12 protein-coding genes are annotated in these 11,896 nt (G+C 43.2%); 5 read left to right on the forward strand and 7 right to left on the reverse strand.

Translation table 11 applies throughout. The features are described 5' to 3' along the window. Positions 1-28 precede the first annotated feature (28 nt). Both TY49_RS04415 and thpR read right to left on the reverse strand, forming a co-directional pair. Positions 29-985 (reverse strand): hypothetical protein, encoded by a 957-nt coding sequence (locus tag TY49_RS04415; RefSeq protein WP_041964696.1) that lies wholly within the window; start codon positions 983-985, stop codon positions 29-31. A gap of 36 nt (positions 986-1,021) precedes the next feature. Further along, entirely contained in the window at positions 1,022-1,597 is a 576-nt protein-coding gene (gene thpR, locus TY49_RS04420; protein WP_041964697.1) for an RNA 2',3'-cyclic phosphodiesterase, read from the reverse strand. Between the two features lie 221 nt (positions 1,598-1,818). Between thpR and cysK the strand changes: the two genes are divergently transcribed. Next, positions 1,819-2,754: a cysteine synthase A gene (gene cysK / locus TY49_RS04425; RefSeq protein ID WP_041964698.1), complete on the forward strand. Its 936-nt coding sequence runs from the start codon at positions 1,819-1,821 to the stop codon at positions 2,752-2,754. Between the two features lie 332 nt (positions 2,755-3,086). Here cysK and speD read toward each other — a convergent pair whose 3' ends face one another. From speD to pepV, 3 genes are all read right to left on the reverse strand, one after another. Continuing rightward, the gene (gene speD / locus TY49_RS04430) at positions 3,087-3,941 is read right to left on the reverse strand and encodes an adenosylmethionine decarboxylase (RefSeq protein WP_041964699.1); all 855 of its coding nucleotides are present in this window, start codon (positions 3,939-3,941) and stop codon (positions 3,087-3,089) included. A gap of 233 nt (positions 3,942-4,174) precedes the next feature. Next, positions 4,175-5,029 carry a D-amino-acid transaminase gene (dat, locus tag TY49_RS04435; RefSeq protein WP_041964700.1) on the reverse strand — a complete coding sequence of 285 codons (855 nt, stop codon included), beginning with the start codon at positions 5,027-5,029 and terminating at the stop codon, positions 4,175-4,177. A gap of 36 nt (positions 5,030-5,065) precedes the next feature. After that, entirely contained in the window at positions 5,066-6,481 is a 1,416-nt protein-coding gene (gene pepV / locus TY49_RS04440; protein WP_041964701.1) for a dipeptidase PepV, read from the reverse strand. Positions 6,482-6,977: 496 nt separating this feature from the next. Between pepV and TY49_RS04445 the strand changes: the two genes are divergently transcribed. Further along, positions 6,978-7,199 carry a DeoR family transcriptional regulator gene (locus TY49_RS04445; RefSeq protein WP_023626930.1) on the forward strand — a complete coding sequence of 74 codons (222 nt, stop codon included), beginning with the start codon at positions 6,978-6,980 and terminating at the stop codon, positions 7,197-7,199. A gap of 54 nt (positions 7,200-7,253) precedes the next feature. Further along, entirely contained in the window at positions 7,254-7,433 is a 180-nt protein-coding gene (locus TY49_RS04450; RefSeq protein ID WP_041964702.1) for a hypothetical protein, read from the forward strand. Positions 7,434-7,500: 67 nt separating this feature from the next. Here TY49_RS04450 and TY49_RS04455 read toward each other — a convergent pair whose 3' ends face one another. Then, on the reverse strand, positions 7,501-8,217 hold the full coding sequence (locus tag TY49_RS04455) for a pseudouridine synthase (RefSeq protein ID WP_041964703.1): 717 nt from the start codon (positions 8,215-8,217) through the stop codon (positions 7,501-7,503). A gap of 104 nt (positions 8,218-8,321) precedes the next feature. On the opposite strand from TY49_RS04455, the gene TY49_RS04460 reads away from it, so the two are divergent. Then, positions 8,322-8,570: a hypothetical protein gene (locus tag TY49_RS04460; protein WP_041964704.1), complete on the forward strand. Its 249-nt coding sequence runs from the start codon at positions 8,322-8,324 to the stop codon at positions 8,568-8,570. Between the two features lie 45 nt (positions 8,571-8,615). On the opposite strand, the gene TY49_RS04465 is transcribed toward TY49_RS04460, so the two are convergent. Further along, complete coding sequence (locus TY49_RS04465; protein ID WP_041964705.1) at positions 8,616-10,244, reverse strand: putative polysaccharide biosynthesis protein; 1,629 nt, start codon at positions 10,242-10,244, stop codon at positions 8,616-8,618. A 326-nt stretch (positions 10,245-10,570) separates the two neighbouring features. Between TY49_RS04465 and TY49_RS04470 the strand changes: the two genes are divergently transcribed. Next, positions 10,571-11,839, forward strand: a complete 1,269-nt coding sequence (locus tag TY49_RS04470; RefSeq protein WP_041964706.1) for a BaiN/RdsA family NAD(P)/FAD-dependent oxidoreductase — start codon at positions 10,571-10,573, stop codon at positions 11,837-11,839. Positions 11,840-11,896: the final 57 nt, after the last annotated feature.

Raw genomic sequence — 11,896 nt, forward strand, 5'->3', positions numbered from 1 at the left:
TTATCTATTTATTAGGTTTTTAAATTTTTTATTCGCTCTTAGGATTGTTTTCCCACTCAAGCCTTCTGACGGATGTTGTCTGGCAGTATTGCAGAAGAACCTGTGCTGCTTTTAATTGCATATGCTTCAATGGAGATTTCATGCCTCTCAGGGACATGAACCATTCCTCAAAATTACGTTTTTCAATGAATTGCACGCCATAAGGCTGGAGTGGATAGTCAAAGAATCCATTCCTGCTGATCAGCAGCTTTTGCACAGGAAGATCGACACCGTACATATCAAATAGAGTCTTGACGATTTTCTCTGTCCGATTGAGAGCAATCAACGGATTAAGGATTTTCTTTTCCTTATTTCTCGTTTTCTTGATCCAGAAGCGGTCCTTTGATCCGACATAAGCAGCATCCTCTTCGGCTTCGATGAACGAAATGCACATGGCTGCAGCAGGAGTGATGATGATTAACTCCGCCTCGACCGGCGCTTTTTTCAATAAAAATATAGGTTTATATAAAATGAGGAATGTATCAGGAAATCGCTGCAGCAAAAATTTTAATGTCGGATCATTGTTGTATTCTTTTGCGATAAAGGATCTTTCCGTCAAAGTCGAGCTGGCCCATTTCAGCTGGAATGGCAGCAACCCATCAAGGAAATGTTGTTTTAATTCTTCGATTGTTTTTATGTTAGTGACTGAATTCAAAGAACCAGCGTCCATCAAGTTCTCCTGGTCTTCCAGGTTCTCATGAGCACTCTCTTCATACACTGGCTCTGGCTGGCGCACGATGCCTTTAAGCTTATGAAGGATATTATTGGGCTGCTCTGCCTGTTGTCGATCAATGATGCTTTCAATATTTTGTTCAGGACCGTTTTCCCATTTCTTCTTAATCCCTTCCCACTGCTTTTTCTTCAGACGGACATATCTAGAGGGGTAAAGGTAAATGTCCTGGGCATAGCGTGATACATAGTCTTGAAGCTTGATTAATTGTGCCATAGATTGACCTGCCTTTATTCCTGCTTCCAATTCACATTAAGACCGGGAAGCAAGCGGGAATAGTGTAATTGGTTCATATTTTGGACTTTTCCCCAAATGAGTCTTGTACAAAACGACCCTCTCGGCTTGAAAAGTTAATTCTTTTTTAAATGGGTTCATTGCCTCAAGCTGGACAGCGGTGAAAGCTTCCTCGCCGACCCATTTCCTCGCGATTGTGATATGCGGACTGAACGGCCGTGTTTCAAGGGTAAAACCTGAGTCCACGCATGCAGTAAACACAGCATCTCTAACATCATTCAATTCCGCGGATTCTTCTAGCCCCGCCCAAAAAATCCTTGGAGAGTCCTTTCGGCCGAAAATGCCTAAATGATCGATTTCCATTTTAAATGATGCTTCGTTTTTTAGTGCTGCGTCAATCACTTCATTGGCAGCCTGTATTTTGGCTTCAGGTGCATTTCCAAGGAATGCGAGCGTAATATGTAAATCCTGCGGATGTACCCAGGTTTTGAAAGGCAATTCACCTTGCAGGCTGTGGATTGTGCCCTTCAGGATTTCTTTGGTCTCCCCAGGAAGTTCGAGAGCATAGAAATAATGTGTTTGCTGACCCGTCAACCAAATACACCCTTTCTTGTCCACTTGAATTTATTGTAGCAAATGGTTTGTAATATTGGCAGAATTTCCTTATGAACATTTCTAATCCCCACAAGTTGATAGGAATAGTCTTTTTTTATATGATAAGAAGAAGCTAACATTATTTTTCAGTTGCTTATCATCAATTATTCACTTAAATGGAAATACTAAAGCAGGTCGATATCGATCAAGGAGGCTATCACATGAGAGTCGTTAACAATATTGCTTCATTAATTGGAGAAACACCGCTTGTAAAATTGAACAGGCTGGCACCTGAGAACGGTGCAGCGGTTTACTTAAAGCTTGAATACTTCAACCCTAGCAAAAGCGTAAAAGACAGGGCAGCATTCAACATGATTGTTTCAGCCGAAAATGAAGGAAAGCTGAAACCCGGCTCCACAATCATTGAGCCCACAAGCGGCAACACCGGCATTGGCCTGGCTATGAACGCTGCGGCAAGAGGCTATAAAGCGATTCTTGTCATGCCAGACACGATGACAGAAGAGAGAATCAATCTGTTAAAAGCGTATGGAGCAGAAGTCGTGCTGACTCCTGGCGACGAAAAAATGCCTGGTGCGATCAAAAAGGCGGAAGAGTTGGTAAAGGAGATTCCTAACAGCTTTATGCCAATGCAGTTTGAAAATGGAGCGAATCCTGATGCTCATCGAAAATCAACAGCCAAGGAAATCATCGATGCGATGGAGGAACTGAAAAAGCCGCTCAGCGCGTTCGTGGCAACAGCAGGGACTGGCGGGACCATCACCGGTACAGGCGAAGCTCTAAAAGAAGAATATCCTGACCTTGCAGTACACGTCGTTGAGCCCGCTGGGTCGCCAGTACTCTCCGGCGGCAAGCCCGGCAAGCATAAACTGGTCGGCACAAGTCCAGGCTTCATCCCAAAAATCCTCAATCAGGATGTATATGAAAAGATCCATAAAATTGAGGATGAAGATGCATATGACACGGCACGAAGACTTGCTAGGGAAGAAGGCATCCTAGTCGGCCCATCATCAGGAGCCGCCTGCTTCGCCGCCATCAATGTTGCCAAGGACCTAAAGCCGGATGAAGTCGTCATCTGCATTGCCTGTGACACAGGAGAAAGATACCTATCAAGTGATTTGTTCAGATTTGAAGACTAAACTTAAAGAGACTCGCCATGTGTGGCGAGTTTTTTACTGTTTAAAATGAAGATCCCTTTTAGCAAGGAGTGAAATGTGCAGGTTCATACCCTTATGCAGCTGGTTTTCCATCATAAGAATACCGTTCCGACGGTTTTGTATCCTTATGCAGCGTGTTTCTCTTTCATAAGGGTACTGTTCGGGCCGTTTCGTATCCTTATGCAGCGGGTTTCGCTTCTTAAGGGTATCTTTTTTGAACTGAACTTCCCCTTATATCTTTGCATACAAAAAAACTGCAGACAAACGCATTTTAACGTGGTTCGTCTACAGTCCAATCTTATGCCTTTATTGTTTTATTTTTCCAAGCTTTCGTCTGCTTCTTCATCCTCAAAAATCGTACCAGAATGGAGTGTCACTCCTGATACGATTTCTTCCATCTCAGCCTGGATTCTTTCCGTAATTTCTTCTCGTTCTTCAGGAGATAGTGATTCCTTCGTATATCCGAAAAGGTAATTATCCAGATCAAATTCTCTTAGCTTGCACTTCGTGTGGAAGATATTTTCCTGATAAACATTGACATCTACCATATCGAATTGATTTTTAATGCTATCAGGGATATAGTTCTGAATCGAGCTGATATCATGGTCAATGAATAGTTTGTTACCATCTTTATCTCGAGTAAATCCCCTTACCCGATAATCAATTGTCATGACATCGGTTTCGAAGGAATGGATCAGGTAATTCAACGCCTTCAGCGGCGAGATTTCTCCGCATGTCGATACATCGATATCAGCCCTGAACGTACTGATTCCCTCATCCGGGTGGAATTCCGGGTACGTATGGACGGTGATATGGCTTTTATCCAGCTGTAAGACGACATTGTCAGGCAGCGGGCCTGGCGACTCGTCATACGCTTCATCTGGCACCTCGACAACGGGTCCTTCAGAAACAAGAATGGTGACACTTGCACCCTGCGGTACATAGTCCTGCTTGGCCACATTCAGGACATGGGCACCAATAATATCTGAAACGTGAGTGAGGATCTTAGTCAGCCGGTCGGCGTTATATTGTTCATCAATATAATCAAGATAAGCTTCCCGCTCTTCTTTTGTCTTTGTATAACAGATGTCATACATATTAAAACTTAATGATTTCGTCAGATTATTGAATCCATGCAATTCAATATGCTGTTCAGAAGTGATTTTCATTTCTGTTCCCCCTGTTCGGTATTCTGCTGTAGGTTGTCTGAGTATGAACAAAAGCAGGTATCCAGATGATTTAAATATTTTTATGATACCCATTCCTGGCAAGAAAAAACAAAGCAAGCGATAAATCCTTTAGATGTAGAATCCCGAATGAGAAATCTGTTGATATTTGAAATAAGCTGAGTGTCACTTTTTGAAAAAAAATAACCCGCAGCTGTATAGCCGCAGGTTGAAAGTTATAAATTGCCGCACTGGCGTTCAATTTCCCCTTTAAAAAGGTTTTGCAGGTTCCTGGTGACAGGACCTGGCTCCCCATTTCCTACAGGCTTCCCATCCACTTCAACAATCGGCATGACTTCGACTGTTGTTCCAGATGAAAACACTTCATCAGCCGAAGACAATTCGTCAAGAGTGAATGCTCGTTCCTCAAAAGCAATACTCTCATTGCTGCAAATCTCCAGCACCTTTTGTCTGGTGATTCCATTGAGGATGAAATTATCTGCCTGGTGTGTGATGATTACGCCGTCCTTCACAATCGAGATGTTGGAATGACTTCCCTCAGTTACAGTTTCTCCTCGATGAAGGATTGCTTCAAAGCAACCTGCCTCTGCTGCCTTTTGCTTCGATAACAAATTACCAAGCAAATTCAAGCTTTTAATGTCACAGCGTAGCCATCGAATGTCTTCATCAAGGATAGTCCTGACTCCTTTTTCCATGGATTCCACAGGGCGTGCCACCTTACGCGTGTACGCGACAAAGGTTGGCGCCACATCACCGGCAGGGAAAACATGATTACGAGGCGAAGTCCCTCTTGTAAATTGCATATAAACAATACCAGTGTCTAATTCGTTTTTCGAAATCAGTTCTTCCATTTTGGATTCAAGCTCCTCAGGACTGAAAGGCAATTTCATCCTGATTTTTCCAGCACTTTCTACAAGTCTGTTCAAATGCTCTTTTCCAGTGAACATTTTGCCGTTATAGATACGGATGACTTCATATACACCATCACCAAATTGATAACCTCTGTCCTCAATGTCTACCTTGGCGACCGTCCGGTCAAGAACCTCGCCATCTACAATTACATATTCCATGCTCTTCCCCCTCCTTGATTTTCGGTAATGTCTTTTTTATTTTGCCAATTCATAGATAGCCTGCGCGTAGATCGCAGTTGCTCTAAGAAGATCTTCAATAATCATATATTCATCCTTTTGGTGGGCGATATCAGGCCTTCCTGGGAAAAGCGGACCAAATGCCACACCTGACTTCAACGATCTTGCATATGTTCCCCCGCCAATAGAAATAAGTTCTGCTTTTTCGCCAACCTGCTCTTCATATACTTTTTTCAAGGTCTGGACGAGGAAGTCACTTTCATCAACATGATGCGGTTTAGAGTTTGAGAAATTCTCGATGGAAATTCCTTCAGCTTCTAATACCCCATTCAATATTTCCTTTGTCTTTTCAAGATTGGTTGTCACCGGGTAGCGCATATTCAAGCCAGCGCGGCCACCGTTTTCCCGTGAGTAAGACAGCTTACCAACATTGATTGTCAAATCTCCGGTGATGTCATCGGCATAAGCGACGCCCAATTCCCTGCCGCGTGAATCTTTGCCCAGGTACTTGGCGACAAACTGAAAGAACTTTTCACTGTTTCCATCAAGATTCAATTCAGACAGGAATCCTGCCATATATAGGCCTGCGTTTTTGCCATTGTCCGGCTCCATGCCGTGTGCTGAAACACCTTCGAGCTCAAGGATCAGTTTGCCGCTTTCAACGATTGCCTTACCATCCAATTCATTGTTCCTTTTGAATTCATCAAAGCGCTGGACAACATCCGTTTGTCCTTGTTGTACAACCAGGACAACCTTTGCAAAATCCGGTACCATATTATAGCGGCGGCCCGATGAAAATTCGATTACTTCAGCATCGAAGTCTTCTTTTTCAATACCGGCTTCCTTTGAAACCAAATCATAATCAGCGATTCCTTTTTCAGCGTAGATTATCGGGAAATCAGCATCGGGCGCAAAGCCCATCGCTGGCATTTCTTCATGTTCGAAATAATGGTCAACACAGCGCCATTCGCTTTCCTCATCCGTACCTATGATCATCCTGACCCGCTTGTTAAGAGGCAATCCTAATTCTTTAACTATTTTCATTGCATAATATGCAGCCATTGTTGGACCTTTGTCATCGATAGCGCCACGGGCAAAGATTTTACCATCGCGAATTTCCGCACCGTATGGGTCACTTGTCCAGCCGTCTCCTTCAGGTACAACATCGACATGACAAAGAACACCAACAATTTCGTCTCCTTGCCCGAACTCCAGATGGCCGGCAAGATTGCCAACATTCTTTGGAGTGAAGCCATCCTTTTCACCTAACTGAAGCATAAAGTCCAATGCTTCCTTGACCCCTTCCCCAAGCGGTGCCTCCGGAGACGTATTATCTTCGTCAAGAACACTTTTGATTCTCAGGAGTTCCTGTGCGTCTTTAATTAAATCACTCTGTCTTTTTTCTACTTCCTGTTTCCAATTGATTGAAGTCATCCATGTAACCTCCCCATTTAATTTTATATGTATAAAGGTGGTATTCCCTTTTCAGGAACACTTAAGCGAGAAGATGTTCTTATTGTACTCTAAATCCCCACTTGAAAACTTGAATATTATTTTACTCCTTATAACCTCTTTTCGTAAACTCTGAGTAAAAGTTAAGTTACAGTCTAATGTATTTTTGTAATTTTCTAATAAATATCATATTTAACCTGTTTAACACCATATTGTTAAGTATATAAACCATTATGAAGGGGGTACGTTCTGAGTAAATTATTAATTTTTCATAAAAAACAGTAAATTATCTGGAATTATAATTTATTAAAGTGTAAAATAGTCCAAAAGGTAAGACATCTTAGGACTGCCTTTTAAAATGGACGCAAAAGGAGCTGTCTGGAAAGAAGAAAACTACATACTTGAGGATTCGTCTTCAATCAATAGTCGGTTGCAGGAAAATGACAAAGGGGTTTAAAAAAGGATAGGGAGTGGTTGTTTGAAACCTTCGACTAACCGGATGATAAACCGCATCAAATCCATCTACATGTATATATGTCAGAATGGTACTGTCACAACTCAAGATCTTGTAGAGGAATTCGGAATTACTCCTCGAACCATCCAGAGGGACTTGAATGTCCTGGCTTATAACGACTTAGTGAAAAGTCCGAGCCGAGGTAAATGGACAACGACCCAGAAAAAGGTAAAGATGTCGTCGTAATACGAAATGCGTAAGCGCCTTGGTCAGCCCCGACAAGCGCTGGAGGGCCGACTGATGAAGTCGTTCTTTGACTTCATTGGGCGGACCGAAATAGAAATGTATAGCCGACTGTCCAGAAACGCAGAAACTGGAGACTCCGACAAAGAAGCGCTTTTTGCTTCTGCCGGCGGAGTTGAAGTTTCGGAGTTTCTAGGAGGCGACACTAGACAAGCGGCTCGAGGGGCTAGGCGCTGAAGCTGGACACTTCTCGTAGTTGATAATTCGTTAAATAAAAAATCGCCAAAGCAATTTGGCGATTTTTTTATACTTCATAGGTTTGCAGCATTTCCACTTCTTCGTCGGTAAGCTCCCTGTATTCTCCGAGCTCAAGCGTTTCATCTAGCTTCAGCGGTCCCATCGATAATCGTTTCAGGTAAATGACCCTTTTTCCGACTGCCTCGAACATCCGCTTCACTTGATGGAATTTCCCTTCAGTGATCGTCAGCTCTATATCAGACGTCAAACCTGATTTTATAATGACAAGGTCCCCTGGCTTTGTTTCATAACCATCATCTAGAGTGACGCCTTTTTTGAATGCTTCGATATCCTTTTCAGTCACTTCTCCCTCTATCACGGAGAAATACGTTTTAGGGACATGTTTTTTCGGTGATAAAAGCTTGTGGGAAAGCTGACCATCATTCGTGATCAGCAGCAGACCCTCCGTATCCTTATCAAGCCTGCCTACCGGGAATGGCTCAAATACCTGGTCTTCAATCTCCAGCAGGTCAATTACCGTCTCATCACGGTTGTCCTCCGTCGCTGAAATGACACCAGGCGGCTTGTTCATCATTAAATAAATAAATTCTCTATAATGAATTTCTTCACCGTTTAAAGTAATTGAATCATTCTCAGGATCCACATGGTGCTTTGCATCCTTCACGGTTTCATTATTAACTTTTACAGCACCATCTTTTAAAAGTTTCTTCACGTCTTTCCTGCTTCCATATCCAAGGTTGGAAAGCACTTTATCGATTCTCATTGTGAACCTCCTTCTATTCATATGGGCATGTGCCCATTCCATTTCTTGCAGCCTTACATAGACTAATATCATACTTTACATCAGATTATGAGGAGATGACCTGAATGAACCATAGACAGCAAGGACAAGGCTTGTACATTCCGCTGCCGGGAATACCTGGCGGAGGCTTCCCGGGTGGAGGATTCCCTGGCGGAGGATTCCCTGGCGGAGGAGGCCAATTTGACCAGAGACTCGACCGTCTTGAACGACAAGTGCAAAGGCTGAGCAATCAAATCGACCGCTTAGACCGCAGGGTCGACAGAATTGAGCGCCGTCTCGGCTTCAGGCAAGAAGACCAGAATTTTTATTACTAGGATATTAGCAAAAATGGCCTTCATGTTATGAAGGCCATTTTTCTATTATACCGGCAGCCTTAATTTGCGCTTGATCTTGGTCACACGGTCCCCGAAAAGCCTGTCCACCAGCTTTGTCCGTAGTCCCAGATAAAAGTACACCGCAGCGCCTACCAGGGCAGAAATTCCAATAATCAAGATAGACTGGAACTTGGCAGCTGGTGAAAGGAATTCGACAAGCACCTCATAGAATGCCATCGTAACGCCAGCCATCAAACCTGAGAAAATCAAAATCAGGAATATCCTTCTTGTCACAAAACCCATTGGATATTTGGCGAATTTTTTAATAACAATCATGTTAATGATAATTGCCGCGATATAACCTAATGCTGTTGACATCACAGCACCCTGTGTTTCAAAAAGCTTGATCAATGGGATGTTAAAAGTTAGCTTCACCAATAATCCCGTCAGCAAACTCAAAATCGTGAATCGCTGCTCATTAATACCTTGCAGAATGGCAGCTGTTACCGAGAAAAGCGCGAATAGGATAGCTACTGGGGCGTAAGTAGTCAGTACGTCCGTGCCCAGGTCATTATGTGCATAGAAAACGGTATACATCGGTTCAGCAAGTATCGCAATCCCAATCGCGGCAGGGACGGTTAGGTACATCAACACCTGGAATGTCTGATCAAGCTGCCGTCTCATACCCTTGCGGTCGTTTTCTGTAAATGCCTTTGTGATGCTTGGTACCAAGGTCAATGAAAATGCCGTAGCCAGAGAAACCGGAATGATGACAAGCTTATGTGATTGGAAGTTCAAGACTGAAAATGCCGAACTCGCCTCATTTTGACTGAAACCAACTGACATCATCGCTCTGTTGAAGGTCATCATATCAACAAACTGGAACAGAGGATTGGCAATACCGACAAAAACAAAAGGTGCCGCATACAACAAGATTTCCTTATAAATATCCTTTAAGGAAATATCCAGCGTCTTCTTGTCTTCATCAAGCAGTTTATCTAAATGCGGCTTCCTTTTTACCCAATACCAGCCAAGTACTCCAAGACTGCCGAGCGCACCAATGAAGGCAGCAAACGTGGCAACACTAACTGCTGTAACCATGTCTCCTTCAAGTACGTTCAGGACAAAAAAGGCGCCGGCCAGTACGAATACGATCCTGACTATTTGCTCAACAACCTGGGAAACTGCTGATGGCCCCATTGACTGATGTCCCTGGAAGAAACCGCGAATCAAACTCATGAACGGAACAACAATCAAGGCAAAACTGACCGCACGAATAACCGTGGTCACATCTGCAGCGGTTATTTTCACATTTTCATCATTACTTGAATCCATGACAAGTTCAGCAAGCCCTGGAGCTGTAACATACATAATCAAGAAAGATAGAATTCCGGTTGCCAGCATAACTGCCACACCAGATTTAAACAACTTTCTGCCGACTGCATATTCTTCAAGGGCATTGTATTTCGCTATGAATTTAGAAACAGCAAGCGGTACGCCAGCTGTAGCAATACTAATGAAAATTGTATATGGAATGTATGAAAAGGAGTATAATGCTGTCCCATACTCTCCTACTATCGCAAAAAAGGGAATAACATAAAACAACCCAAGCACTTTAGATAAAATCGTGCCGAGCGTCAATATGAACGTCCCTCTTAAAAGCTTTGATGACATAAGATCCCTACTTTTCAATCTTTAAAATAAAAACAGATTACAAACTTGTATTTTACCATAAACACAATCAGACACTATGATATTTATCAATGAATGCAGAAATTTCCTGCATCCCTGTATAAAGAAACTTCCTGAATCCCGGATGCACATTTTCCTGCATTCCCTAGTTTACTCTTTCTCCAGCCTGACTGCCAGTTTTCCGGGCTGTAATCCATTAACTGCCGTTTGAAGAACATCATTCAAGGCAATGTTTTTAATGAAGAGATGGATTATAATAATAAAAGTGCTTAATGATCTAAAAAGTGAAACGAAAAGTTGGTGAAGCAATGAAATACGATGTAATCGTCCTTGGCGGCGGTCCGTCTGGCTTGATGGCCGCGATTGCTGCTGGTGAGCAGGGCGCAAAGGTGCTGCTGATTGACAAAGGAGACAAGTTGGGCAGAAAGCTGGCAATCTCAGGCGGCGGCCGCTGTAATGTAACCAATCGCCTTCCAGTGGATGAAATCATTAAACATATACCCGGAAATGGACGGTTCTTATACAGCGCCCTGTCGATTTTTAGCAATGAAGATATCATTTCATTTTTTGAAGGGCTTGGAATACAGCTAAAAGAAGAGGATCATGGCAGGATGTTCCCGGTCACGGACAAAGCCCAGTCCGTTGTTGACGCCCTTTTATCAAATCTGAAGGATTTGAAAGTGGAAATAAAGACGAACACCCCTGTTGCAGATGTCCACTACAAAGATGGCAAGGCTGTATCTGTAGAATTGAAAAATGGTGAATTGTTTTATGCGGACAGTGTCATCATTGCTGTCGGTGGAAAATCAGTGCCTCATACAGGTTCTACCGGAGATGGGTATGCCTGGGCTGAAAAAGCAGGCCACACGATCACAACTTTGTTCCCGACTGAAGTGCCGTTGACGTCCTCTGAGCCTTTTATAAAAGAAAAAGTTCTGCAGGGACTTTCGTTAAGGGGAATTGGGCTCAGCGTACTTAACCCAAAAGGGAAAGCGCTGATCACTCATAAAATGGATATGATCTTCACACACTTCGGCATCAGTGGCCCGGCTGTGCTTCGCTGCAGCCAGTTCGTCGTCAAAGCGATGCAAAAGTGGAACCTAAAAGAAGTCGTCATGTCTCTTGATGCCCTTCCTGACATGAAAGAAGAAGAATTGTTCCAGGAAATCAATAAACTGATTAAAACAGAGCCAAAAAAAGCGGTAAAGAATTTATTGAAGGGCCTTCTGCCAGAACGGTATCTACTGTTTCTGCTTGAGCTGAATGAGATTGACCCAGCGATGCAGGGCGGACAACTAGGCCATGAAAAAATAAGAAGCTTCGCCAAATCAGTAAAGCAATTCGAGTTCAAAGTGAATGGCACCCTGCCTCTTGATAAAGCTTTTGTCACAGGGGGCGGCGTATCAGTCAAAGAAGTCGAGCCTCAAACAATGGCATCCAAGAAAGCAGAAGGACTATACTTTTGCGGTGAAATCCTCGACATCCATGGATATACAGGAGGCTACAATATCACCTCCGCACTTGTTACCGGTCGACTTGCGGGCAGCAATGCTGCTGGATATGCGTTACAGAAATAGTAATTGAACATTTGGTTTAGTTTATACGGGTAGCTTTCCTGTTTTCTCTAAAATTCG

The sequence above is a fragment of the Mesobacillus selenatarsenatis SF-1 genome, from assembly GCF_000813125.1.
Classification (GTDB): Bacteria; Bacillota; Bacilli; order Bacillales; family Cytobacillaceae; genus Mesobacillus; species Mesobacillus selenatarsenatis.

Coding starts and splice junctions, on each gene's coding strand:
- TY49_RS04450 (WP_041964702.1), top strand. CDS start 7,254: ATGAAGTCGTTCTTTGACTTCATTGGGCGGACCGAAATAGAAATGTAT.
- dat (WP_041964700.1), bottom strand. CDS start 5,029: ATGGAATATGTAATTGTAGATGGCGAGGTTCTTGACCGGACGGTCGCC.
- cysK (WP_041964698.1), top strand. CDS start 1,819: ATGAGAGTCGTTAACAATATTGCTTCATTAATTGGAGAAACACCGCTT.
- TY49_RS04460 (WP_041964704.1), top strand. CDS start 8,322: ATGAACCATAGACAGCAAGGACAAGGCTTGTACATTCCGCTGCCGGGA.
- TY49_RS04415 (WP_041964696.1), bottom strand. CDS start 985: ATGGCACAATTAATCAAGCTTCAAGACTATGTATCACGCTATGCCCAG.
- TY49_RS04465 (WP_041964705.1), bottom strand. CDS start 10,244: ATGTCATCAAAGCTTTTAAGAGGGACGTTCATATTGACGCTCGGCACG.
- pepV (WP_041964701.1), bottom strand. CDS start 6,481: ATGACTTCAATCAATTGGAAACAGGAAGTAGAAAAAAGACAGAGTGAT.
- TY49_RS04455 (WP_041964703.1), bottom strand. CDS start 8,217: ATGAGAATCGATAAAGTGCTTTCCAACCTTGGATATGGAAGCAGGAAA.
- speD (WP_041964699.1), bottom strand. CDS start 3,941: ATGAAAATCACTTCTGAACAGCATATTGAATTGCATGGATTCAATAAT.
- TY49_RS04470 (WP_041964706.1), top strand. CDS start 10,571: ATGAAATACGATGTAATCGTCCTTGGCGGCGGTCCGTCTGGCTTGATG.